This is a genomic window from Shewanella sp. P1-14-1 (assembly GCF_001401775.1).
GTDB classification, from domain to species: Bacteria; Pseudomonadota; Gammaproteobacteria; order Enterobacterales; family Shewanellaceae; genus Shewanella; species Shewanella japonica.
This window is the reverse complement of sequence record NZ_LKTL01000007.1, coordinates 1-26,072: the sequence shown is the minus strand read 5'-3', so window position 1 is coordinate 26,072 and position 26,072 is coordinate 1. Positions and strand designations below refer to the sequence as shown.

Genomic DNA, 26,072 nt, shown 5'->3' with positions numbered 1-26,072 from the left:
ATTAAATGATCGCTTAAGAAAAGTACAACGCGATAGGCATAGTGGCATCTTAGCCCGACGATACTTAACCTTAACTGACTGTAATCTGTAATTGTTTATCAGACAATAAGTTGATTGATTAAATTCGTTAAAATAGTGATTGAGACACCCATAAATATAATGCCTGTTATAGCATCAATGAGCAGGCTGCCTTTAGCCATTTTATGTTGTATCTGCGGTTTTGTAAGAATGATAGCAAGAAAACTAAACCAACAAAGGGAAAGCGTGAATAATAGACTTGCCGAAGCTACTTTTGTAGCTAGTGTAACCTGTGGTGTGACTAGAACAGTAAAGATTGTGATGAAAAAGATCAAAGCCTTAGGGTTAAGCAAATTTGTATAAAGCCCAATTTTGAATCCTTTAGCTGATGAAAATGTTAAATGTTCTAAATCGTTATTATTAGGTTGATTGGCGGCTTTGTCTTGGGTTTTATGCTCAAAAGATGATGGTTCACTGAAATTTTGTTCTTCGTTTTTAGTGTTTTTTTTGAATGATGATAATGCAGAAGATAAAGCACCAAATCCCATCCATGCAAGGTAACAGGCTCCAATAATTTGCACTGCAAAATAGGCAAACTCAGATTGACGGATCATTAAGCTGATACCTAATAGTGAAAGTAGACTATGTATTAGTATGGCGAGGCTAATACCAAAGGCACACATTAATGCAATACGTCGTGGTTGCTGTGTCGCTGTTTTGACTATGATAGCAAAGTCTGGTCCAGGGCTAATAAGAGCTAGGCTGTGTATAACAGCGAGAGTCGATAGAAGAGCAAAATCCATTTAAATTCCATTTGAGTATTTGTTAAACCAAGTTTTATATGAACGCATTTTTATCTGAAAACAGTTTATATGGTCATAGATTAACGATAAAAAAGGCAAGGTGTCTATTATATGAGCCTTATACGAGTCATATACGAGTCATATACGAGTCAAATATGAGTCAAATATGAGTCAAATATGAGTCAAATATGAGTCAAATATGAGTTATTTGGTATTGATTGTTTTGTTTCTATTTTAAATAATAAAAAGGGCGCCTTTAAGGCACCCTTTCGTATGCAAAATTAAGCTTACTTTGTATGAAGTCAAAGCAAAAGTAAATTACTCATTAAGCGTTTTTAACTTGATCTTCAAAACTAGAGCCAACTTTACCTGCTTGAGAATCATTGAAAGTTTCTTCGCTGAATTCGCCTTCAGATTTCGCTATGACTACAGTCGCTACGGAATCACCTGTTACGTTTACCGCAGTTCTTATCATGTCGAGTAAACGGTCAACACCAATAATTAACGCGATGCCTTCAACTGGTAAGCCAACTTGGTTCAGTACCATCGCAAGCATAATTAAACCAACACCAGGAACACCAGCAGTACCAATAGACGCTAAGGTTGCCGTTACAACCACAGTGACATAATCCATTAAGCTTAATTCGATACCAAATACCTGTGCAATAAACACCGTCGCAACACCTTGCATAATCGCGGTGCCATCCATGTTGATGGTTGCACCCAAAGGCAAGGTAAATGAAGCGACTTTATTATCAGCGCCTAAACGGTGTTCACAGGTTTCGATGGTAACAGGTAGCGTTGCATTGGAACTTGCAGTACTGAATGCAAATAATTGCACGTCACGCATCTTGCGTAAAAACATAAACGGATTAAGACCAGTAAATGTTTTTAATAAGGTCGGGTAAACGACTAATGCTTGAACCAGCAGTACAAATATTACTAAGAAGAAATATTGAACAACACTGCCTAAGGTTTCTAATCCTAAGGTCAGACTTAATTTCGCCATGAGGGCAAAGACACCATAAGGCGCAAGCTGCATGATTAAAGTTACCACGCGCATAATCACTTCGTTTAAGTCATTAAATAACGCTGATACTCGAGCGCCACGTTCGCCAATATGTGAAATTGCGAAACCAAAGATAACGGCAAAAATAATGATTTGCAGCATGTTACCTTGGCTCATGGCTTCAATTGGGTTAGTTGGCACAATGTTGATGACAACTTCAGACAGGCTAGGTGCATCTTTTGCGCTAAATTCCATTGCTGAGGATGCAAGGGACGCATTACCTGGGTGGATAATAATGGCTAACGTTATAGCGACTGTCAGCGCAATAGCGGTAGTGAACATATAAAAAGCGATAGTTTTACCACCTAAACGACCCAGTTTGGAGGGGTCGCTCAATGAACTGGTTCCGCATACTAGTGATACAAACACTAATGGGACGACTAACATTTTTAAACTGGAGATAAATATCGTACCAACGACATGTAAAATGCCTTCGGTAATATAATCCTTAACGAATAAGCTTTCAGGAAATAAATTTCTCAAAATTAATCCGAGAAGAATACCCGCACCCATACCGATAAGTATTTTGCTTGTTAAACCAAGCTTACTATTTTTATTCAAAACCACTTCCTTCAATCTTTATCATCAATTTTTTGATGATTATTATTTTTTATCTTTTAAAGCGTAGCAGGAAAATAAATCATATGAAACGGCATAAAAGTTAAAGTTTTTAAGGAAAAATGCCGAAGAAAACATTAGAGTAACAAGAAAGTTACGATATTTTTATGTAATATCGACCGGTAAGTAACTATTATAAATCATAAGTACGATTTTAATGTAACAGGGAGACTGACAATGAGGTCAGCACAAAGACTATTTTTAGCGCTTTTAAGTTCGATTTTTCTTTTTGCTTGTAGTGGTGGGGGAAGTATTTCAGATGATGGAGGCGGGGGAACAGATCCTGTTGAAGTCATCAGTGTAGAATTAACATCATCTGTGGCAGATGGAGCTGAAGTTGATGCAACAACTGGTGCAGTTTTAACTGCAACCGTGACAAGTTCAACTCAAGGCGCAGTCTCTGGGACATTGGTCAGCTTTGTATTAAACAATACAGACTTAGGGACATTTAGTAACGAAACAGCGACAGCTGTAACTAACTCTGATGGTGTTGCTACTATCTCCATTTTTTCAGCAAATATTGCAGGATCGGGTAGTGTCGTTGCTTCTACAGCAGATGGGGACTCTAATGCGTTAGCGATAACGATGAAAGGGGATGGTAATGGTGGTGGAGGAGCAAATGTCACGACTGTTGAATTGTCTTTGTCTACTAATGTTATTTCAGCTATTGAAGGGTCGACTTTAACTGCGTTAGTTTCAAATTCACTAACTGGTGCACTCGAGGGTGAATTAGTTACATTTGCATTGAACGACGCAAATTTAGGTAGCTTTGATGTAACAACAGCTACAGCTGTTACTAATGCTGATGGTATTGCTACAATTAAGTTGTTTTCAGCTGAGATTGCTGGTTCGGGCTCAGTATCTGCGACAATTGAATCAGGTGAGACTGATAATGCTGCATTTACCATGGTAGGTGACGGTGGTGAAGCAGGAGGTGGTGCTTTAGTTACCTTACAGTTATTTAATTCTAATGGTGATGAAGTCGATACTATTAGTACTCTAGTTCCTGGTGTATTAGTGGCAACTGTAACAGGTATTAATAAGCCGACAATTGTTTCTTTTTCTTCTGAAATAGGCGATTTACCAATTACATCTGCTGTCACTAATGAAGAAGGTAAAGCATCTGTAGACATTTATGCAGGAAGCTCATTGGGAGCAGGTACTGTAACTGCATCTTTAGCATCAGGTGAAAAAGGTGAAGTCATCGTTGTTGTCGGTGCGACAAATGTAGAAATGGGTAGTGGCTCGCCATTTGAAGAAGGTGTTGCAGAAGTTAGTACTACTGATTTATCTGCAGGTGGAACAGCAACAGTTAGTGTTCTTATTCAAGATGAAGATGGAAATCCTTTTAATCAACCTATTGATGTTAACTTTTCATCGACTTGCGCTACAAGTAATCCTGCTCAAGCACAATTAAGTACACCAGTTTCTTCCTCTAACGGTATGGCGACGTCAACATATCTTGCGCAAGGCTGTGTAGGTGAAGATCAAATTAATGTAACCGCAAATGCAGGCGGTATAAGCTTATCTGCTGTTGCGACGATTAATGTTCTTCAATCGGATATTGGTAGTATCGTATTCGTTTCGGCAGAACCTGAAAATATCGGTATTCTTGGAACTGGCGGTATTGAGTCTTCAGTTGTTAAATTCCAAGTATTAGACAAAAACAGTAATGTCGTTGCCAACCAGGCAGTAGATTTCTCTTTAAATACTGTTGTGGGTGGAATATCGATTGACCCAATAACTGCAACTACAAATAATGAAGGCATTGTGCAGACTGTTGTAACTACAGGTACAGTATCTACTTCTGTTCGTGTAACAGCTACAGTTGATAACGGGGCTGTTCCAGCTATTTCAAGTCAGTCTAAGCAACTGATTATCTCAACAGGGATACCAGATCAAGACAGTTTTTCATTATCTTCAACTATTCGTAATGCAGAAGGTTGGAATCATGAAGGAACTGAAGTAGAAGTGACAGCTCGTATGGCAGATGCTTTTAACAACCCAGTGCCAGATGGAACGACGGTTTCATTTACTACGGAAGGTGGTTCAATAGAAGATGCTTGTCAGACTATAAACGGAGCTTGTTCAGTAACTTGGACATCACAGCTGCCAAGGCCTGAAGGAAATAGTTTCTTTAATGCTTTGGGAGAACAGATACGTAGTCCTCAAGCAAAGTTAAAGTGTTATAAATTGACAGATAAGTCAGAAGATGCGACTTGTGAAGAAGACAATATTGTTTACGGAAACTATTATGGTCAACCTTATGGCGGCCGCGCAACAATTACCGCTACCGCTATTGGCGAAGAGTCTTTTCCTGATTTAAATGGTAATGGTCGCTTTGATGCTGACGAAATGAATGAGTTTTTAACTGGTACAGATGTAACTGGTGAAAAATTTGATTTAGATGATGCATTTAATGATTACAATGAAGATACCGTATTTAATCCACAGGCTGAAGATGCAATGAAAGGCCTTGATGGTGGTGCGCTTGAAGAGTTGATTGACTTCAATGTTAATACTCTTTTTGATACGGCTGATGGCTTATATAATGGCGTATTATGTTCAGATCCTGTTCATGCCGGCTGTGCAGATGGTGTCAGTAACTCTAAGTCTCTTTTTGTTAGACGCAGTATAGTGATTGTTATGTCTGGCAGTGAAGCTATCGCTACTTTGCCTACTGAAGTCGAAATTGAAGACGAAATAATGGGTGAAGACGAAGATGGTAATCCTATTAAAGTTATCAGAGAACATGTATCTGCTTATTATGATGCTGATGGTTCATTAGTTAGCTTCCCTATTCAAATAATAGGAAAAGGTGCAGCAAGTGTTCACTTTACTTTGTCAGACATCCATAACCAGCAGCTTCCAGCAGGTTCAACAGTCAAGTTTGCTGCTTCAGCTGGTTCCGTAACAAGTACGACCGAATATACTTGGCCTAGCTCTAACTATAATGGTGGCCGTTCGTTCTCTGTATCATTAAAAGGTGAAGATGAGCCTAATAACGGAACATTCAGCGTTACAGTTGAAACACCTTTAGGAACTGTTACTGAGGTTATCTCGATACCAATCAATATTATTTAGCAAGCACTAGTTAAAAAAATGCCGCTCATTGAGCGGCATTTTTTATGACATAATTCAAACTATGAATTATTTTTGGAACTGATAAACACTGCCAAGTTTTAATATCTGTGTTAATTCATCTAATGCGGTACGAGATTCAATAATAAGCTGTGGGTCAGCTAAGTCTTTAACTTCTAGACGGTCACGATAATGTTTCTCAACCCAGTTATTTAACTTATTAAATAATGCATCGTTCATTAATGTGTTTTGATTGACGGCAGATATTTCTAATTCACTCATTGCTACGCGTAATCTTAAACATGCTGGTCCACCGCCATTTTGCATGCTTTGCTTCACATCATAATATTGGACCTGCTTAATTGGGGTTCCTAAGGTGACTAACTCATTTAAATACGCGTGCACAGCTGGGTTTTCTTGGCAATTGGTTGGGGCAATAATTGCCATTTCGCCATTTGGTAAGGTAATAATTTGCGTGTTAAATAAATAACTTTTTACGGCATCATTTATAGATACTTGTTCAGTTGAAACTTTTACGAAATGAACATCAGTATTCATTTTTTTACGTATTTCATCAAACTTAACATCAGTATTTAAAAATGCTTGTTCATGGTAAAAAAGAACATTTTGGTTGCCTACTGAAATCACATCATTATGAAAAACACCTTGGTCAATAACGTGAGGGTTTTGCTGCATGAAAACACAACTTTCTTCATCTAGTTGATGCAGGCGAGCTACAGCTTGTGATGCCTCAAGTGTTTGTCTTGCTGGGAATTTAATCGGTTTTACCGCATTAGGATTGGTTGACTCTTGGCCGTATACAAATAACTCAACCCCTGAATGACCGTAATCATTACACAGACGAGTATGGTTTGCAGCTCCTTCGTCACCGAAGCTTGCGTGCTCAGGTAAATGTTGATGATGCTTAAAAAAACGTTCATCTTTAAAAGTTGCTTTTAGAATATTACCTGTTGTAACAGGTTCAATGCTGCGATGAAGCTTATCAACGAGATTTGCTGGAGTGAAATGCACTTTACCGTCTCGGGTATCGGCACTAGGTGAAACTGTTGCGGCGTTTGCTGTCCACATAGAAGATGCACTGCAACATGCGTTGAGTAATGCAGGTGCTTGCTTAGCTGCTTGATTTAGCACTTCTGCATCAGAGCCAGAGAATCCCATGCGTCGAAGCGAATAGATATCAGGACGTTCTTGAGGTGCTAAAACACCTTGCACCATACCTAAATCAGCTAATGATTTAGCTTTTAATAAGCCTTGTTTTGCCGCTGCCTTAGGATCTGATGCTTGCGCTGCGTTACTATAAGAGGCTACATTACCAAAAGATAAACCTGCATAGTTGTGCGTTGGGCCGACTAGTCCGTCAAAGTTCGCTTCGTAGTGCTTCATTTATTATCCTTAAAATATTTATTATTGTAATTATCGCGTGATTTGCTGATAGCTACAGCAAGAATATTGCCAGTATACTGATGAAATAGGGGTTAACAAGCAGTGACAATTGTCTCAAAAAATGAAAAAGTGACTAAACATGCACAAGTTTTACTTGCTAGACCCTAAATAATGAAATATTACTTTTTATTAACGCAATATTATTTTTTCTCCTTTTTTATAATTGATTAAAAAATGGCTCGCTGGACACATATTAGAGTTATTTACTTGAAACATTCGTCTCAACACTCTATATATGGAACCAATTTATATCTATCAGAGACTTTTTGGCGCAAATAAAACTATGGGTAAATCGCTAGTTATTGTCGAATCGCCGGCCAAAGCCAAGACTATTAATAAATACCTTGGTAAAGAATTTATCGTTAAATCGAGTGTAGGTCACATCCGTGATTTGCCTACATCATCATCGCCTGACAGCAAAGTGGCAACCAAAACGCCAGCTGAAGTCAGGAAAATGTCGCCTGAAGAAAAAGCCAAATATAAGCAGCAACGTGATAAACGTGCGCTAGTGGCTCGTATGGGGATTAACCCTGAAAAAGGCTGGGACGCCAAATATCAAATTTTGCCTGGCAAAGAAAAAGTCGTTAAAGAATTAAAAGCCCTTGCAGAAAAAGCTGACCATATCTATCTCGCAACCGATTTAGATAGAGAGGGAGAGGCGATTGCATGGCACTTACAAGAAATCATTGGTGGCGATGAGTCTCGTTACCAACGTGTTGTTTTTAACGAGATTACTAAATCAGCGATTCAAGATGCATTCAGTGAACCTTCTGCTCTTGACACCAATATGGTTAATGCCCAACAAGCACGTCGTTTCCTCGATCGTGTTGTAGGCTTTATGGTCTCCCCGCTACTTTGGAAAAAAGTGGCTCGTGGTTTGTCAGCTGGTCGAGTTCAATCGGTAGCTGTTCGATTAGTCGTTGAACGTGAAGGCGAGATTAAAGCATTTGTTCCTGAAGAGTTTTGGGATGTACATGCGGATTTAGCGACATCTCAAGCTCAGAAGCTTAAAATGCAAGTGGCTAAATTCCAGTCGGCCGCTTTTAGTCCAATCAATGAAGCGCAAGCGCAAGTTGCTTTGGATGCGCTAAAAGGTGCTAAGTTTGTTGTTACTGGTCGTGATGACAAAGCCACGTCAAGCAAACCATCTGCGCCGTATATAACGTCGACATTACAGCAAGCCGCGAGTACTCGTCTTGGTTTTGGTGTTAAAAAGACCATGATGATGGCACAGCGATTATATGAAGCTGGTCATATTACTTATATGCGTACCGACTCAACGAACTTGAGTAAAGAAGCGGTTGATGGTGTACGAGATATGATTGCCAATGATTACGGCAACAAGTATTTACCTGAACAACCTATTCGTTATGGTAGTAAAGAAGGCGCTCAAGAGGCTCATGAGGCTATCAGACCGTCTAATGTGATAGTTCAGTCTGCATCCTTAACAGATATGGAAAGAGACGCTCAGCGTCTTTATGAGCTTATTTGGCGCCAATTTGTAGCATGTCAGATGACTCCAGCTAAATATGATGCAACTCGTTTAACGGTCACTGCGGGTGATTACGAATTAAAAGCCAGTGGTCGTACATTGAGATTTGATGGTTGGACAAAAGTGCAACCGCCAATGGGTAAAAAGAACGAAGAAGATAATACGTTACCAGTAGTTGCTAAAGGGGATGTATTAGATCTTAAGGACTTATTGCCTAAACAACACTTCACAAAGCCGCCTGCACGCTTTAGTGAAGCATCATTAGTAAAAGAACTTGAAAAACGAGGCATTGGTCGTCCATCGACTTATGCGACGATTATTTCTACCATTCAAGATCGTGGTTACGTTAAAGTTGAAAACCGTCGCTTCTTTGCTGAAAAAATGGGTGAAATTGTTAGCGACCGTTTAGTCGAAAGCTTCAGTGACATCATGAACTTTGATTTTACCGCCAGCATGGAGCAAACGCTCGATGATGTTGCCCAAGGTAAGTTAGAGTGGAAAAAAGTGCTTGATGGGTTTTATGCTGAATTAACTAAACAGCTTAAACAAGCTGAACTCGATCCTGAAGAAGGCGGTATGCGCCTTAATGAGATGGTACTTGCTGAAGATATTAAGTGTCCAACTTGTGGTCGCCCTATGGGAATTCGCACTGGTACAACAGGTGTATTCCTAGGTTGTTCAGGCTATGCTTTACCGCCAAAAGAGCGCTGTAAAACCACCATGAATTTAACACCTGGTGAAGAAGCCGTTAGCGATAATGAAGATGCTGAAACGGATGCATTACGCGCTAAACATCGCTGTGGTAAATGTGGCACAGCGATGGACAGCTATTTAATTGACGAAGGCCGTAAATTGCATGTCTGTGGTAATAACCCAACGTGTGACGGTTATGAAATCGAAGCGGGACAATTCAAAATTAAAGGCTATGAAGGGCCGATCATTGAGTGCGATAAATGCGGCAATGATATGGAACTTAAAAACGGCCGATTTGGTAAGTATTTTGGTTGTACAAATACCGAGTGTAAGAATACCCGTAAACTGCTGAAAAGTGGTGAAGCGGCGCCACCAAAAGAAGACCCTATCTTCTTACCTGATTTAAAATGTACTAAATCAGATGCGCACTTTGTTTTACGTGATGGTGCTGCTGGTATTTTCCTTGCGGCAAGTACTTTCCCTAAATCTCGGGAAACACGTGCGCCATTAGTTGAAGAGTTGGTTCGCTATCGTGAACAACTTTGGCCTAAATATCAGTTTTTGGCTGATGCGCCAGTCACTGATGATGACGGTAATAAAGCTGCTGTTAAGTTTAGCCGCAAAACGAAAGAGCAATACGTTGCTACTGAAGTGGATGGCAAAGCGACTGGATGGACATCTAAGTTTATCGGTGGCAAGTGGGTGAGTGAATCTACCAAGAAAAAGCCAGCTAAAAAAGCAGTCAAGAAAAAAGCTTCATAGCTAAGGCGTTAATCGCTAAGCTTGTTTCAATCACTTTTATATAAATGGAACCTTCGGGTTCCATTTTTTTTGTGAGCAGCAACCACAGCTTATGGTTAAATATTAAATGAATACCTTAGATCGAGGAGATTTGTTCCCGCTTAGGAGGATATTAGAGCCTAGAAAATCAGTTATTCCATAGCTTTTAAGTCAACTAGGGTTAGTTTTACATGAGAGGGAGGCAGGCTTGGTAAAAGGGTATGTTGTGAGTCACTCTATATTAACGTAGTGAATAACACGCAGATATAAAAAAAAGCCCCTGGCGAGGCTTTAAATAGGGGGCGGCGGATTTATTATCTCACCAACTACTTTGTTATCTCACCAACTACTTACCATTTTTTCTTTGGCTGGAATAACATATCAATATCATCTTCGTCATTCTTAGGTGTATTGACCGTTTCTGGAGTGACTTGTTTTTGCTGCGAATTTATTTCTTCTAATAGCTCTTTTGCTTCATCCACTTTACGACTAATGAATGGGTCGTTTGGTGTTTTGGCTTTAATCGCTTGTAGGGTTGCCAGCGCTTTAGAAACCATTTGTTTTGAAGATCCAAATTGCTTTAGCGAATTAGAAGCTCTTGCTCTTGATAGCATTGATTCGACATTAATGCGAAGCTGATAGCTGTCTATTCGGTTCTCTGCATCAGTAAATACCTGAGGTTCAAGTTTACCTTTGTTATTTTCAGCTCTCACAATCGCTTTTAATTTTTTCAGCATCTGCACCAATTCTAAAATTTGTTTGTCATTATCAGGCAGACGGAAATTTTCAATTGCCAGCGCTTGAGAAGGGCTAGCACTTAATGTGGTTATTTGAGCTTGAATATCAGATAGACGACGCTGATAGTCAAGTTGTTGCGGCTGATTTTCCAGATGTGTTAGCGAGACTTCTAAGGCTTCATTAATACGTTTATAGAGAACAAGGATTACACTGCTAGGAAAAGAAGCGAGCCCAGTATTTGATAATACGGTTTCTGTTTCATCAATAATGGCACGTTGGCGTTTAAGCTCCATTCTTCGTTCAGCTTCAGCGCGTTCTTTTTGTTGCTGAATGACGCTAATCCCGATAATGAGGATAAATAGTGCGCCTAGAAGGATCAATACCAAAGTAAAGGTCATATGGTTTCCGTTCAATTGTGTGAAAGCAGAGTGGCTGGTTACCACTTTTATTTAATTAATTGATTATATCTTAGCGCATGTCATCGCTTGTGTCGTACAAAAAGTCATTCAATCTGTTGATAATTGCGAGATGTGTCGACTCTGTGAGCAAGGGTAACATTACAGGCTGAGAACATGCAAAATTCTCAATCTCGTTATTACTATTTGCATTAATAAACCAGATGGACTATAACATTTAGCTATAACAGTGTGTTGGTTTGTATCAATGTTGTTTAGTCTCAGATCAGAGTGAAGGTCGTATTATGAAGTTACAGCAATTAAGATATATCGCAGAAGTGGTGAAGCATAATTTAAATGTATCAGCGACAGCTGAAGACCTTTATACCTCGCAACCTGGGATAAGCAAACAAGTTCGTATGTTAGAAGATGAACTTGGTATTCAGATATTCGGACGTAGTGGTAAACATTTAACCCACGTCACACCTGCTGGGCAGCTAGTGATTGATATCTCAAATGATATCCTAGGAAAAGTCGAGAGTATCAAAAAGGTTTCTGAAGAGTACACACAACCGAATCAAGGTGAGCTCAACATTGCGACAACTGATACTCAAGCCCGTTACGCGTTGCCGCAAGTGATTAAACCTTTCATTAAGCGCTACCCAAAAGTTAATCTCCACATGCATCAAGGCACGCCATCTCAGATCAGTGAGCAGGCAGCAAGAGGTGATGCGGATTTCGCCATTGCGACCGAAGCAATGCATTTATACTCAGATTTAATTATGTTGCCTTGCTATCATTGGAATCGTTCGATTGTAGTAACGCGTGATCATCCTTTGGCTAATCGTAAAACACTTTCAATAGAAGATTTAGCAGAGTTTCCTTTAGTCACTTATGTGTTTGGTTTCGATAAAGCCTCTGAGATTGAAAAGTCGTTTAAACGAGCTGAACTAGAGCCAAGAGTCGTATTCAGTGCCACCAGTGCTGATGTATTAAAAACCTATGTGAGGCTTGGCTTAGGCGTAGGGGTGATTGCTTCTATGGCGATTGATCCCGTGATAGATAAAGATTTAGTTGCTATTGATGCGAGACACCTATTTGCCCATAGTACGACTAAAATAGGTTTTAGACGTGGGAGTTTTTTACGAAGCTACATGTATGACTTTATGTATAACTTCGCGCCTCATTTAACCCGAGATGTTGTTGAAAAAGCTGTAGCATTGAGAGATCAGCAATTAATTGATGAGATGTTCGCAGGAATGGAGTTGCCAGTGAGGTAATGATATTTGCCATAAAAAAATCTCGCAATAGCGAGATTTTTTTATGGCATCTTGATGCAAATACAGGGTTAATCAGGCGCGTATCCATGAAGGCCAATTTTCTCACCATCAAGGAAAGCGCAGTTATCATGCATTGTTAACCGCTTTAAGCTAAACCATTTAACGACTAACGGATAAATGGCATGTTCTTGTTCATGTACTCGACTAGATAATGTTTCAACAGTATCTTCATCATATACAGGTACCTTAGCTTGTAATATCACAGGGCCAGCATCAAGTTCTGGTATCACAAAGTGAACACTCGCGCCGTGCTCAGTATCTTTCGCATCAATCGCTCTTTGATGCGTATGTAAACCAGCATATTTAGGCAATAATGAAGGATGGATATTAATCATTTTACCTAAATACTGGCTAACAAACTCATCTGATAAGATCCGCATGAAACCAGCAAGTACAATTAAGTCAGGCTGATAGCGCTCAATAACAGTTTGTAAGCGCAAGTCATATTGCTGACGCGATTCATCTTTACGGGCTATAACGCAACTAGTATCAATTTCACTATGGTGAGCTCGAACTAAACCGTAAGCATCGGCTTTATTACTAATAACACCGACGACTTCAGCATTGACGTTATCATCACAACCATCAATGATGGCTTGTAAGTTACTTCCATTGCCTGAAATAAGAACAAGAACGCGACAGCATTCAGACATTTAATTAATCTCCACTTGCTCTTCGTCACCTTGACGATTAGCAATTTCACCGATTAACCATGCATTTTCACCTTCAGCTTTAAGTAACGCTAAAGCTGATTCAACTTTTTCTGCAGGAAGAGCGATAATCATACCCACACCACAGTTAAAGGTACGGTACATTTCAAATTGTTCAATGTTGCCGTTTTCCATTAACCAGTCAAAAACGACAGGCCATTGCCATGAGTCACCTTTAACGACGGCTTTGCAGTCATCTGGCAATACGCGTGGGATATTTTCCCAGAAACCACCACCAGTAATGTGTGCCATTGCATGAACTTCAGTTTGCTCAAGCAATTTCAGTAATGGCTTAACATAGATTTTAGTTGGTTCTAATAAGTGCTCGATAAGTGGCTTACCGGCTAGATCTTGCTGCGGATCGGCTTTGCTCACTTCTAATACTTTACGTATTAACGAGTAGCCATTTGAATGAGGCCCTGTTGAACCTAGTGCAATAAGTGCATCGCCAGATTGTACTTTTGTACCATCGATGATTGCTTCTTTTTCAGCAACACCAACACAAAAACCTGCTAAGTCGTAGTCTTCGCCTTCGTACATGCCTGGCATTTCAGCCGTTTCACCACCAATTAACGCACAACCAGATTGATGACAACCTTCAGCAATACCATTGACAACAGAAGTCGCTGTTTCAACGTCGAGCTTACCTGTAGCGTAGTAATCGAGGAAGAATAAAGGCTCTGCACCAGATACGATTAAATCATTGACACACATAGCAACTAAATCAACACCAACAGTGTCATGCTTTTTATAATCAATAGCTAAACGTAATTTAGTACCAACACCATCAGTGCCGGAAACCAGTACAGGGTGCTTGTATTTAGTCGGTAGTTCGCATAATGCGCCAAAACCGCCTAAATTGCCCATGACTTCAGGACGATGAGTGCGTTTAACCGCAGTTTTAATGTTGTCTACTAATGCATTACCAGCATCGATATCAACGCCAGCGTCTTTGTAACTAAGTGGTGTAGGAGTGCTCACGGAGGATCCTCTAGGGTACATCGTTTTATGGGATTTTATGCGGCGGTATTCTATCAGCTTGTGAATGCCGTCGAAAGTCATCATTTGGATTTATACGTTTATGAAAACAGTTTTCTGTAATAGTTTTAGCTGGTTAGCGTGAGATTGTTTGCAATTATGAAACTTTATGTTTTATATCGAGGATAAATAAACTAAGATTTGAACAATTTGCAAAAAATATCTCATCACTAGGAGTGCAAAATGAAAGTCGTTGAAGTAAAACATCCGTTAATTCGTCACAAAGTGGGTTTAATGCGCGAAGCTGACATTAGTACTAAACGTTTTCGTGAGCTGGCAACGGAAGTGGGTAGTTTATTAACTTACGAAGCTACTGCGGATTTTGAAACTGAAACAGTTACGATTAATGGTTGGAATGGCCCTGTTGAGATAGAACAAATTAAAGGTAAAAAGGTCACGGTTGTACCAATTCTAAGAGCTGGACTTGGCATGATGGACGGCGTGCTAGAGCATATGCCCAGTGCCAAAATCTCTGTGGTAGGGATTTACCGCGATGAAGAGACGTTAGAGCCGGTTCCTTACTTTGATAAACTTGTCAGTAATGTAGATGAGCGTGTTGCGATTGTTGTTGACCCGATGCTTGCAACAGGCGGCTCGATGATTGCGACTATCGATTTACTTAAGAAACGTGGTTGTGTTTCGATTAAAGCACTTGTATTGGTTGCTGCGCCAGAAGGGATTAAAGCATTAGAAGCTGCGCATCCAGATATTGAGTTATTTACTGCATCTATTGATGATTGTTTGAATGAACAAGGTTACATTTTACCTGGTTTAGGTGATGCTGGAGATAAGATTTTCGGTACTAAATAATCAAAGAGTCATTTGATGTGTTGTAAAAAGGGAGCCATTGGCTCCCTTTTTTGTATTTATATTTTATCTACTACAATACCATTGCAGCAATCCAGCCAAAGGCGATCAAGGGAATGTTGTAGTGAATAAACGTCGGAATAACACTGTCACGAATATGATCGTGTTGACCATCCGCATTTAAGCCAGCGGTAGGGCCTAATGTAGAGTCTGAAGCTGGTGAACCCGCATCTCCCAATGCGGCAGCAGTGCCAACTAATGCAATCGTGGCAGCAACAGAAAATCCAAATGTTAATGCTAGTGGCACATAAATCGTGGCGATGATAGGGATGGTTGAGAATGAAGAACCAATCCCCATAGTAATTAACAAGCCTACTACTAACATCAATAATGCAGCTAATGCTTTATTATCTCCAATAATGTCACCAAGCGAAGCAACAAGAGTGCTCACTTCACCCGTTGATTTTACGACTGCAGCAAAGCCTGCAGCTGCAATCATAATAAAACCAATGTTGGCCATCATTAGCACACCTTGATTAAACATGTCTTGTCTAACGTCAGGTTTGATAATTCCAGAGAAACGAAAAATGATAAAGCCTGTTAAGGCACCGAAAATCATTGAGTCAGTTTTGAGTTGCACAACCAGTGTTGCAACTATCGCTACTAACGATATTAAAATGGTTTTCTTATTAATACTGATTTCTTCTTGCTCAACAGTAATATCTTTTGCTTCGTATATTCTTGGTTTTCGATAAGTGATGAATACCGCAGTCAATAAACCAGCAATCATTCCGAGTGCCGGCAGTAGCATAGCAGCAGGGATCTGTTCTTTTACGGCTTCTAGGCCATTATTGTTTAAATTGGCTAATAGTATGTCATTTAAAAATATGCCACCAAAACCAATTGGTAGAATCATATAGGTCGTCACTAAACCAAATGTGATAATACAAGCGACAAGGCGTCTATCAATTTGCAGTTTACTAAGCACATGAAGTAGCGGCGGGATAAGGATCGGGATAAAGGCAATATGAATCGGCAAAATATTTTGCGAGCTAATCGCCATTAATAAAATTGAGGCAAGTAATAACCAACGAACGACCAAAGTATTGGTGCTGTTAGGCTCTTTACCTACTTTTTTAATAATATTATGCGAAATAAGGGTCGTTAAACCTGAATGCGATAACGCGGCAGCAAAAGCCCCTAGCAAAGCATAACTCAAGGCGATTTGCGCTCCGCCTCCTAAGCCGTCATTAAAGGCTCCTATTGTTTGGTGAATATCAAGTCCACCAACTAAACCCGCTACCATGGCGCTAACCGTTAGTGCAATAACAACATTCACACGCATGAGACTTAATGCAAGCATTAAGGTGACAGCAATTACGACTGCATTCATATTTAAGTTTTCTTATTTAATTTTTATTTAGATAGACATAGTGCAATCATTCTTGTCTGTATAAAACCTCATGTCCAGTTTATCTCGGTTGAGTTTACGAAAACTGAATGCTTGTAAGTAGGGTTTATCATTGATGTAACAAGGCGTGTAAGGATGTTGAAAATTTTTTTAGGAATAAAAAAGGATTGATATGGAGTATTTTTCATCAAGTAAACCATATTTCATCTTAAAAGGCTTATGTCTTTATTCAATTAGCGGTAAGGTATAGCGCAATTATCCTACATTCGTCGTGTTAATCGTTAACACGTATGTGAGCTATCTCGCATATTGTATTTGTTTGGGTATAATGCTTATCAGTTTTAAACAGGTATTGTGTTAATTTTTTTCAATCCATAGATGGAGATTTAAAATGAGCGTATTAGTAGGCCGTCCGGCCCCAGATTTTACTGCCGCAGCGGTTCTTGGTACTGGTGAAATCGTTGATAGTTTCAATCTATCTACCGCGATTAAAGGTAAGCCAGCAGTTGTTTTCTTTTACCCGCTAGACTTCACTTTTGTTTGTCCTTCAGAGCTGATTGCTTTTGATCACCGCATTGAAGAGTTCACTAAACGTGGTGTTGAAGTTATCGGTGTTTCAATCGATTCTCAATTCTCTCATCACGCTTGGAGAAAAACTGCCGTTGAAAAAGGCGGTATCGGTGAAGTTAACTACACATTAGTAGCTGACGTAAAACATGAAATCTGTAAAGCATATGACGTTGAGCATCCAGAAGCCGGTGTTGCTTTCCGTGCATCATTCCTAATTGACAAAGAAGGTCAAGTTCGTCACCAAGTGGTTAACGACTTACCACTAGGTCGTAATGTTGATGAAATGCTACGTATGATTGACGCATTACAATTCCACGAAGAGCACGGTGAAGTATGTCCTGCTGGTTGGGAAAAAGGCGACAAAGGCATGACTGCAACAACTGAAGGTGTTGCTTCTTACCTAAAAGATAACTCTGACAAGCTTTAATATTCGTTTGTTAGACATAAAAAAAAGCTGCCTCGGCAGCTTTTTTTTATTTATATCAATCAGCTTTCTGATGTTTCTTTAATTGATTCTTCTTCGTGCTCTTCGCTAACCATTGGCCAGCCGCCTAAAGTCTTCCATTTATTGACGATGTAGCAAAATAACTCAGCAGTGCGCTCTGTATCGTACAAGGCTGAATGAGCCTCTTTATTGTCAAATTCAATTCCTGCCATTTTACAGGCCTTTGCCAACACTGTATGACCAATTGCAAGCCCAGCAAGCGTGGCGGTGTCGAATGTGGCAAACGGGTGGAAAGGTGAGCGTTTTAAATCGTTTCGTTCTATGGCTTTATTAACAAAGCCAATATCAAATGCAGCATTATGGGCCACGATAATACAACGATGACAATCAGCGGCTTTCTGCGCTTTTTTGACATGCTTGAATATTTCTAGAAAAGCTTGCTTTTCTTCAACGGCTCCACGCAATGGATTTGTTGGATCAATGCCATTAAAAGCAAGTGCTTCGGGTTCTAGGTTAGCGCCTTCAAATGGTTCAATATGAAAGTGAAGTGTTTTATCTAGTTCGATAAAACCATCATCATTCATTTTAAGGGTGGTAACCGCTATTTCTAGCAACGCATCAGTGGCGGCATTAAATCCAGCTGTTTCAACATCAATAACAACAGGGAAGTAGCCTCTAAAACGGTGTTTGAATTTATTTGCGTCGCAGATATCGCTCATTAAAAACCTCTTTCTTTAATATGGTGGCTATTATGCTAAAAGAGAGAGCCAGTGTCATGTGTGAATGAGTAAATTCTACGCTAAAGAAACATAAAACGATGCCGATAGAGTATTGTGACTAGCAAACAGGGTGTTTTTTATGTGGCGTAAGGCAATTCTAGTATCAAGCTTTTGTTTAGTAAGTTCTGCACAAGCAGACTTACAGCATTATGTTGCATCATTAGATAACTCTATGTGGCGCATTAGTGAAAACAGCCCAATTGAATGCCGTTTAGAACATGATATCCCTGATTATGGCAAAGCTATTTTTACTAGCAAAGCAGGTAAAGATTTAAACCTTAATTTTACCTTAGATATGTGGAACAAGCCCGATCAAGTGACTAATGCTGAGTTAATTAGTAAAGCACCTCAGTGGCGTCCTGGCGTAAATGAAAAAGCGATCACTAAACTTAAATATCAAAAACAATTTAATGGTGAAGTCCCAAAGAAAGCGGCTTGGTCAATGTTGTCAGAATTAAGTAAAGGCATGCAACCGACTTTTTACTACGCAGATTGGTATAATCAATCTGACAAAGTCGCTGTAGGCTTATCTTCGGCAAATTTTGGTGGTGAGTACCGTCAGTTTCGTTCTTGTTTAGCGACGCTGTTACCTTACGGTTTTGATGATATAGCGTTTACCGTGCTCAATTATGAAGAGGGTGGAACTAATTTAACCCGTTTTTCAAAACAGCAGCTGAAACGTGTTCAAGAGTATTTATCCTATGATTCTGATGTAGAGTTAGTGTTTGTTGATGCTTATACTGACAGTTATGGTGGTCGCTCTGTGAATCAAAGGGTGTCACAGCGTCGTGCAGACACAGTTGCAGATCTTCTTGTTGCAAGTGGCATTGAAGAAAGCCGTATTCATAAGACGGGTCATGGTGAACGTCGTCATGTTGCATCTAACGATCTTGTTGAAGAAAGAGCACGTAACCGCCGCGTAGTGATCAAAATTTCCAAGAGCATTTAAATTTCAATTTCTGCCTATCACGACTCTAGCAGCCCCAATCTCTTTCAAGGCTTAACTCAGCGTTAAGCCTTTTTTGTTTTCTAAGCCATTGATTGAACATCATGATGGCTGCACCACAAAGTAAGTTGCATTCTAATGAACTGTGACTCATTAGAATAAAGTCGATGATAAATTTAAGGTAAAAAAAAGCCCACTTAAAATAAGTGGGCCAAACAATTTGTATTCACAAATTCAAGGAAGGAAGTCAAGCATAAGAACCAGGGATAAGTTGAGGTATTGGGGTACATCAACTAGGAGTTCTTGGTTTTCAATAACTAAATAAGCTATGTCCTGAAAACAAGATGAATTTTAGAGAGTTTACTCTAAGGTGACAAACTAGAAAAATTACAGATTCAGATTAGTATTTCTAATCCATTACAATGTCGTTAAATTTTTACTAATCACAATAATTAAACCAGAATACCTAAAATGGCCGTTTATATTCATTCGTTATGCATATTTAATTGTTTTTGTGCTTATTTCAATTGATGTATAAATGTTAAATTTACAATTCTACTAACAATACAAAATAATTTAATAATAAGAAATACTGCTGAATTCCCTTGTTAATAGGGTTTTTAGTGCTTTGGTAAGGGATAGGGAAATCGTATCTTTAGTGACTAGCTAGAATTGAAGTCTTCGTTAATCTTTTTATAATTTTTTGCTATACAGAGAACAAAGTTGAGGTCGCTCTGTATAATCAACCCGCTTTTTGTGCGGATATTAGTCACCTATATGACTTTGTATCCTTTATCACTATATCCACAAACAACAGCATAAGTAACTTTTTAGCACTATATATTCTTATCCAAATGCTCTTTTGGGAAAGTCATCGCAGAAATAACCGATTGAATGACCGATGTGTGTATAGAATTTTTAGTACTCCTTTAACTAATTACCCATCAAATTATTTACGCATCACTATTGATAAACTCTCATTACTCATTACTCATTACTCATTACTCATTACTCATGACTCATTACTCATGACTTTTTCTAAAAATGAAAATTAATCATTCTTGCTGTCTACTGTGACTTAACGATTTTATATGAGTGACTTATAAATTTGACTAATAAACACACTGGAAAACGTTTATGTTTGTTCTCTAGTTTACTTTGTTAAACATCCCCTTTATGTAATGAACCTCCTTCAATGGTTAACTCGAATGAGGAACGCTTAAAAGTTAAATGTTTGTAAATGAATCAATAGCTAACATTAAACATTCTTCATTTATTAGGCATATCGCTGCAAAAGCCCTAAGTTTAATGGCAAATTAATCATCGCTCTTTAAAATAAACCTTTTATAGCTGTGTCCTTTTATTCACAAGCGTGGTGGTACTCGGTATAGTAAGCCATCTTTTATTACGCAAAATTCACAATCGCTAATTATGTTTACATGGCCAATTTCAATTTATTATGAAGACACGGATGCCGGTGGCGTTGTGTATCATTCTAATTATTTAAATTTCTTTGAACGAGCAAGAACTGAATGGCTTAAATCGATGGGAGTAGTACAAAGCACACTTTTAGCTGATGATATTGCTTTTGTGGTTAAGCATGCTGAGTTAGATTTTCGAATTGCAGCTAGGTTTGAACAGAACTTATTTGTTGAATCAAAGGTCATAGAATTAAAAAAAGCCTCTTTGGTATTTAAGCAGCGTTTGCTTGACGATAACGGTGACTGTTATTGTGAAGGAACCATTATTGTTGCTTGTATCGCGCTATCTCGTATGCGCCCAAGAGCTATCCCATTAAATATTGTGCAGGAGTTTAATCGTGCAAGCTGAAATTTCTTTTATAGGTCTTTTTTTAGAGGCAAGTGTCCTCGTCAAACTGGTAATGCTGACCTTACTTTGTCTATCAATAGCATCATGGGCTGTTATTATTCAGCGCAGGAAGTTATTAAACTCAGCTCGTGCTAAATCAATTAAGTTTGAAGACACATTTTGGTCAGGTGTGGATTTAAATAAACTCTACAAAGAATTATCTGCGCGAAGTGAAGGGGTTTCGGGACTGGAAGCGTTATTCGTTGCAGGATTTAAAGAGTATTCTCGTTTGAGTCAAGCAAATAGTAAATCACCGGAAGCCGTCATGGATGGTACATCTAGAGCGATGCGTGTGAGTTTATCTCGTGAAGTTGAAAGACTAGAAACCCATCTACCTTTATTAGCTACCATTGGCTCAACCAGCCCATATATTGGTTTATTTGGAACGGTATGGGGCATTATGAATTCGTTTATTGCCTTAGGTGCAGTTGAAAACGCAACCTTAGCTATGGTCGCACCAGGTATTGCTGAAGCATTAATTGCAACTGCAATGGGTTTATTTGCAGCGATCCCTGCCGTAATTGGTTATAACCGCTTTTCGACACAAGTTGAAAAACTAGAAATGGCGCATGTAAACTTTATGGAAGAGTTCTCTAACATATTGCAACGCCAAGCCTACAGTGAGAAGGAAGCGGTGTAATGTATCAACGTAAGCGCCGTCGTCCGGTCGCCGAAATCAATGTTGTTCCTTATATTGACGTCATGCTGGTGTTGCTGATCATCTTTATGGTCACAGCGCCTATCGTGTCGCAAGGCGTAAAAGTAGAATTGCCACAAGGCGAAGCTGAACCTTTACCTGCAGAAAGTAAACCACCAATCGTTGCTTCTATCGATGAATTTGGTGAGTATTTCTTAAATGTGGGGAGTGGTTCAAGTGATGATCCGCTGTCTTTGGATGAGATCTCTATCCAAGTTGGTGCGATGATCCAGCTAGAGCCAGAAAGGCCAGTCGTTGTTAAGGCTGATAGAAGAATTCCTTATGAAAATGTGATTCAGTTAATGGTCAGTCTACAGGGCGCAGGTGTGCCTGCTGTTGGCCTAATGACTGATTCACCTAAGGAGTAATTCAGTGGCTGTAAAATCAGAATTAACCTTACCTATTACTATTTCAGCTGGCATTCATATTGGTGTTATTGTTGCGTTAGCTCTTGGTATCAGCTTTGAAGACAAGCCAAAGCACCTGCCTCAAGCGCAATCATCTGAGCCAGTTGTGCAAGCTGTTGTCGTTGATCAACAACGTATTAATGAACATGCTGAAAAACTCAAAAAACAGCGAATTGAAACGCAACGTAAAGAGCGTGAACGTCAAGAAGAGTTAGATAGGCAAGCACGCAAAGCGAAGGAAGAAGTTAGAAAAGAGCAGGAGCGAATAAAACAGCTTGAGAACCAACGCAGAATAAAAGAACAAGAGACATTAAAAGCGAATAATGCAGCTAAGGCTGCAAAACTTAAAGAAGCTGAAGAAAAAGCGAAAGCTGAAAAAGCAGCGGAATTAAGAAAGCAAAAAGAAGCTGAGCGTAAAGCTGCGGAGAAAAAAGCCGCTGAAAAACGTAAAGCTGAAGAAGCTGCGGCAGCGAAAAAGCGTGAAGAAGAACGTAAACGTAAAGAAGAAGCTGAACGGAAACGCAAAGCTGAAGAAGCTGAACGTGCTCGTCAAGAACGTGAAATGGCTGAAGCGATGGCAGCTGAGCAAGTCGCTTTATCGGCAACACGTTCAAAGCAAATTACGTCAGAAGTCAATAAATATACAGCAATGATTAAATCAACGATTCAACGCAATTTGGTGGTTGATGAGTCAATGCGTGGTAAAAGTTGCCAAGTACTTATTCGACTCGCAAAAGATGGGTTTGTGACGGCAAGCCAAACGTTAAGTGGCGATCAAGTCGTTTGCCGTGCTGCGAAAGCTGCAATTAATAAAGCGGGGCGTTTACCCGTTTCTTCTGAAGAAGATGTTTACAATAAAATGAAAGAAATTAATTTAACCGTATCACCGGAATTTAATTAAAGGAGTCACATGAAGATTTTGGCAAAATGGTTAACAGTTTTTGTATTTTTAACCAGTACCACGGCAAATGCAGCGCTAGATATTGTTATTACTGAAGGTGTTGATGCCGCAAGGCCCATTGCGGTTATGCCTTTTGTATGGCAAGGAACAGGGCCAGCGCCAACACAAATTAGTGATGTTGTTACAAGTGATTTAGCTCGTAGTGGTACATTTAGTCCATTGGATGCTCGCAGTCTACCGCAAGCGAATATCAGTACTGTTAACGAATTCATTGCAACAGGTTGGGAGCAAACGGCTTCAGATGCACTCTTAGTCGGTTCGATTAAACCTTATGGTACTAATCAGTACTTAGTGAGTTTTGACTTAATCGACTTAGTCAAAGCGCAGTTGCAGTCTGACAAAGGTCCAGTACCTGCAAGTGACTTATTATTGGAAAGCCGTGAAACGGTAATAAGTGAGTCGCAATTTAGACAGTATGGTCATCGCATCAGTGACATCGTGTATGAAAAGCTAACTGGAATACGTGGTGCCTTCTTAAGTCGTATTGCTTATGTGGTTGTGAAACAGGGGGAGAAATCACCGTATCACTTGATGATCGCTGATTATGACGGATATAACGAGCAAATGTTATTGCGTTCGCCTGAACCGTTAATGTCACCGACTTGGTCTCCTGACGGACGTCGTCTCGCTTATGTGAGTTTTGAGAATCGTAAAGCAGAAATATTTGTTCAAGATATCTATACTCAAGAACGTATTAAGGTGAGCTCCCATAAAGGTATTAATGGTGCACCAAGCTTTTCGCCTGATGGTAAAAAGTTAGCTGTTACATTATCAAAAGATGGACAACCTGAAATTTACGTGATTGATATAGCGACAAAGGCACTTAAACGTGTGACAAATCACTACGCTATTGATACAGAAGCATCTTGGATGCCTGATGGAGAGTCATTGATTTTTACTTCAGAACGTGGCGGCAGACCTCAAATTTATCAAGTTAAATTGAGTACTGGAAAAATCTCACGTGTGACGTTTGAAGGTGAGTGGAACCTAGGCGGTACTATCACTCCTGATGGACGTAGTATGATTTTTGTAAATCGTACTAATGGTAAATTTAATATTGCGAGAATGGATCTTCAAACTCGCTTTATGCAAGTGCTTACTTCAACTCAACTTGATGAGTCACCAAGTATTGCACCTAATGGAACCATGGTTATCTATGGTACAACCTATCGCGGTAAGCAAGTATTAGCAGCGGTATCTATGGATGGACGTTTTAAAGCAAGACTACCAGCAGGCCAAGGTGAAGTGAAATCGCCAGCCTGGTCTCCATTTCTATAAATTTTAATTAAGGATTACCCATGAATCTGAATAAGTTGTTTAAAGCTATGTTAGTTGTTGTACCTGTAATGGCATTAGGTGCATGTAGCACAACTTCAGAATCTGAAACTGACGCAAGTGGTTCAACTAGTGGTTCTACTACTACAACCACTGGCGGTGAATATGGTTCTGGTGGTGTTGAAACAGGTGGCGCAGCGCCAATCTTAACTCCAGAAGAGCAGCAGCGTATTGAGCAAGAAGAATTACGTGCTCAAAATATTATTTATTTTGATTTTGACCGTAGTGAAGTACAAAGTGAAAATGCTGCAATTATACAAGCTCACGGAAACTATTTAGTTGAGCACCCAAATGTACGTGTATTAATTGAAGGTCATGCTGATGAGCGTGGCACTCCTGAATACAATATTGCGTTAGGTGAACGTCGTGCTAAAGCTATTGCTAAATACTTACAAGGTATGGGTGTTCAAGCTAGCCAAATGAGTGTTGTTAGTTATGGTGAAGAAAAGCCATTAGATTTTTCACGCAGTGAAAGTGGTTTTGCAAAAAACCGCCGCGGTGTTTTAGTTTATTAATCGCGAAGAGTAAAAGCGATAACGGAAGGCCGGCTATGCCGGCCAGTTTAGGAGTTTATTGATGAAACATGCTGTTTTAGTTGCTGCGATGTTTGTAGCTGCAGGTGCTAATGCTGCCCCTGCACCTGTTCAAGATATTGCAGGCGGGTCAAATGATGATCGACTATCTCGTTTAGAACGTATTATTAAAGCAAAACAACAATCTGAATTTGAAGCGCAACAACGTTTAGATGCATTACAACGTGAAGTTCTTGAGTTACGTGGTATTACTGAACAGCAAGATTATCAAATTAGTCAAATGTTGCAGCGCCAACGCCAGCTTTATGAAGAAATTGCTAATTTATCAGCGAGTGCAGCGTCGACCACTGTCTCTGTCGCTGATACTGCTACATCTGCTGGTACTCAGTCTACTCTAGGGGAAACTGCAAGCTATGAGCAAGCCGTGAACCTTGTATTGAAAGAGCGTAAGTACGATGAAGCCATTCCGGCCTTTAGTGACTTCATTAAACAATACCCAGATTCCACATATGCTGCCAATGCCAACTATTGGTTAGGCCAGTTGTTATTCAATAAAGGTACTTTTGCTGAAGCTAAAGTTGCATTTAATACCGTGGTCAATAAATATCCTAACTCTAATAAACGTGGTGATAGTTTAGTTAAGTTAGGCATGATCGCTGAAAAAGAAGGTGACAGTGCGACAGCGAAGACATTCTATAACCGAGTGTTAAAAGAATACGCTAATAGTGCCTCCGCAAGACTTGCTCAACAACAATTGTCGGCTTTGTAAGCCTAATTTAACTAAAAAACAGCCTCTTAGTTTATTTTTAGTGCAAACGGCAAAAAAACCATAAATTGCACTTGCATGCGAAGATGAAAAAGGTATTATAGGCGCCCTCAGAACGGAGCGACGTTCTGAGGTCATTAAACAGGTTAGATTAACTTAGTTAGATGACAGATTGATTGAACTCTATTTATAGTCTTCACTTAATCTAAGAAGCAGAAATGGGTCGTTAGCTCAGTTGGTAGAGCAGTTGGCTTTTAACCAATTGGTCGAAGGTTCGAATCCTTCACGACCCACCACTTTTCTAAAA

21 protein-coding genes and 1 tRNA gene are annotated in these 26,072 nt (G+C 39.6%); 14 read left to right on the top strand and 8 right to left on the bottom strand.

The genetic code is table 11. The features are described from left to right. Nucleotides 1-98: 98 nt before the first annotated feature. Complete coding sequence (locus tag AN944_RS06570; RefSeq protein WP_055023809.1) at nt 99-821, bottom strand: LysE family translocator; 723 nt, start codon at nt 819-821, stop codon at nt 99-101. A gap of 325 nt (nt 822-1,146) precedes the next feature. Then, nucleotides 1,147-2,451, bottom strand: a complete 1,305-nt coding sequence (locus tag AN944_RS06565; RefSeq protein ID WP_282098390.1) for a dicarboxylate/amino acid:cation symporter — start codon at nt 2,449-2,451, stop codon at nt 1,147-1,149. 234 nt (nt 2,452-2,685) lie between these two features. On the opposite strand from AN944_RS06565, the gene AN944_RS06560 reads away from it, so the two are divergent. Then, the gene (locus AN944_RS06560; RefSeq protein WP_235530863.1) at nt 2,686-5,592 is read left to right on the top strand and encodes a hypothetical protein; all 2,907 of its coding nucleotides are present in this window, start codon (nt 2,686-2,688) and stop codon (nt 5,590-5,592) included. A 66-nt stretch (nt 5,593-5,658) separates the two neighbouring features. On the opposite strand, the gene astB is transcribed toward AN944_RS06560, so the two are convergent. Next, nucleotides 5,659-6,993 carry an N-succinylarginine dihydrolase gene (gene astB, locus AN944_RS06555; RefSeq protein WP_055023807.1) on the bottom strand — a complete coding sequence of 445 codons (1,335 nt, stop codon included), beginning with the start codon at nt 6,991-6,993 and terminating at the stop codon, nt 5,659-5,661. A gap of 343 nt (nt 6,994-7,336) precedes the next feature. Between astB and topA the strand changes: the two genes are divergently transcribed. Next, complete coding sequence (gene topA / locus AN944_RS06550; protein WP_055023806.1) at nt 7,337-10,000, top strand: type I DNA topoisomerase; 2,664 nt, start codon at nt 7,337-7,339, stop codon at nt 9,998-10,000. 368 nt (nt 10,001-10,368) lie between these two features. Here the strand turns inward: topA and AN944_RS06545 are convergent, their stop codons facing one another. Next, complete coding sequence (locus tag AN944_RS06545; protein WP_055023805.1) at nt 10,369-11,154, bottom strand: hypothetical protein; 786 nt, start codon at nt 11,152-11,154, stop codon at nt 10,369-10,371. Between the two features lie 302 nt (nt 11,155-11,456). Here AN944_RS06545 and cysB point away from each other — a divergent pair, with 302 nt between their 5' ends. Beyond that, the gene (gene cysB, locus AN944_RS06540; protein ID WP_055023804.1) at nt 11,457-12,431 is read left to right on the top strand and encodes an HTH-type transcriptional regulator CysB; all 975 of its coding nucleotides are present in this window, start codon (nt 11,457-11,459) and stop codon (nt 12,429-12,431) included. Between the two features lie 68 nt (nt 12,432-12,499). On the opposite strand, the gene purN is transcribed toward cysB, so the two are convergent. Together purN and purM are read right to left on the bottom strand one after the other, a co-directional pair. Beyond that, a complete protein-coding gene (gene purN, locus AN944_RS06535; protein ID WP_055023803.1) occupies nt 12,500-13,144 on the bottom strand; it encodes a phosphoribosylglycinamide formyltransferase in 645 nt (214 codons plus the stop codon). Then, a complete protein-coding gene (gene purM, locus AN944_RS06530) occupies nt 13,145-14,182 on the bottom strand; it encodes a phosphoribosylformylglycinamidine cyclo-ligase (RefSeq protein WP_055023802.1) in 1,038 nt (345 codons plus the stop codon). It abuts the gene before it with no gap. A 240-nt stretch (nt 14,183-14,422) separates the two neighbouring features. Here purM and upp point away from each other — a divergent pair, with 240 nt between their 5' ends. Continuing rightward, nucleotides 14,423-15,049: a uracil phosphoribosyltransferase gene (gene upp, locus AN944_RS06525; RefSeq protein ID WP_055023801.1), complete on the top strand. Its 627-nt coding sequence runs from the start codon at nt 14,423-14,425 to the stop codon at nt 15,047-15,049. Nucleotides 15,050-15,119: 70 nt separating this feature from the next. Here the strand turns inward: upp and AN944_RS06520 are convergent, their stop codons facing one another. After that, nucleotides 15,120-16,439, bottom strand: coding sequence for a Na+/H+ antiporter family protein (locus tag AN944_RS06520; protein ID WP_055023800.1), 1,320 nt, complete (start codon nt 16,437-16,439; stop codon nt 15,120-15,122). Nucleotides 16,440-16,848: 409 nt separating this feature from the next. On the opposite strand from AN944_RS06520, the gene AN944_RS06515 reads away from it, so the two are divergent. Beyond that, nucleotides 16,849-17,454: a peroxiredoxin gene (locus AN944_RS06515; RefSeq protein ID WP_055023799.1), complete on the top strand. Its 606-nt coding sequence runs from the start codon at nt 16,849-16,851 to the stop codon at nt 17,452-17,454. 59 nt (nt 17,455-17,513) lie between these two features. On the opposite strand, the gene rnt is transcribed toward AN944_RS06515, so the two are convergent. After that, complete coding sequence (gene rnt, locus AN944_RS06510) at nt 17,514-18,191, bottom strand: ribonuclease T (protein WP_055023798.1); 678 nt, start codon at nt 18,189-18,191, stop codon at nt 17,514-17,516. A gap of 139 nt (nt 18,192-18,330) precedes the next feature. Between rnt and AN944_RS06505 the strand changes: the two genes are divergently transcribed. The 9 genes from AN944_RS06505 to AN944_RS06465 all read left to right on the top strand — a co-directional run bounded on the left by AN944_RS06505 (nt 18,331) and on the right by AN944_RS06465 (nt 26,061). Beyond that, entirely contained in the window at nt 18,331-19,200 is an 870-nt protein-coding gene (locus tag AN944_RS06505) for an OmpA family protein (RefSeq protein ID WP_055023797.1), read from the top strand. A gap of 1,425 nt (nt 19,201-20,625) precedes the next feature. Then, nucleotides 20,626-21,027: a tol-pal system-associated acyl-CoA thioesterase gene (gene ybgC, locus AN944_RS06500; RefSeq protein WP_119968336.1), complete on the top strand. Its 402-nt coding sequence runs from the start codon at nt 20,626-20,628 to the stop codon at nt 21,025-21,027. After that, the gene (gene tolQ, locus AN944_RS06495) at nt 21,017-21,706 is read left to right on the top strand and encodes a protein TolQ (RefSeq protein ID WP_055023795.1); all 690 of its coding nucleotides are present in this window, start codon (nt 21,017-21,019) and stop codon (nt 21,704-21,706) included. Before ybgC ends, tolQ begins: the two co-directional genes overlap by 11 nt. Next, a complete protein-coding gene (gene tolR / locus AN944_RS06490) occupies nt 21,706-22,131 on the top strand; it encodes a protein TolR (protein WP_055023794.1) in 426 nt (141 codons plus the stop codon). The genes tolQ and tolR overlap by 1 nt, the downstream gene beginning before the upstream one ends. A gap of 4 nt (nt 22,132-22,135) precedes the next feature. Beyond that, nucleotides 22,136-23,071: a cell envelope integrity protein TolA gene (tolA, locus tag AN944_RS06485; protein ID WP_055023793.1), complete on the top strand. Its 936-nt coding sequence runs from the start codon at nt 22,136-22,138 to the stop codon at nt 23,069-23,071. Between the two features lie 9 nt (nt 23,072-23,080). Next, nucleotides 23,081-24,409, top strand: a complete 1,329-nt coding sequence (gene tolB, locus AN944_RS06480; protein WP_055023792.1) for a Tol-Pal system beta propeller repeat protein TolB — start codon at nt 23,081-23,083, stop codon at nt 24,407-24,409. 20 nt (nt 24,410-24,429) lie between these two features. Then, entirely contained in the window at nt 24,430-24,981 is a 552-nt protein-coding gene (pal, locus tag AN944_RS06475) for a peptidoglycan-associated lipoprotein Pal (RefSeq protein ID WP_055023791.1), read from the top strand. Between the two features lie 61 nt (nt 24,982-25,042). Next, the gene (gene ybgF / locus AN944_RS06470; RefSeq protein ID WP_055023790.1) at nt 25,043-25,768 is read left to right on the top strand and encodes a tol-pal system protein YbgF; all 726 of its coding nucleotides are present in this window, start codon (nt 25,043-25,045) and stop codon (nt 25,766-25,768) included. Between the two features lie 217 nt (nt 25,769-25,985). Next, nucleotides 25,986-26,061, top strand: a tRNA-Lys gene (locus AN944_RS06465). Nucleotides 26,062-26,072: the final 11 nt, after the last annotated feature.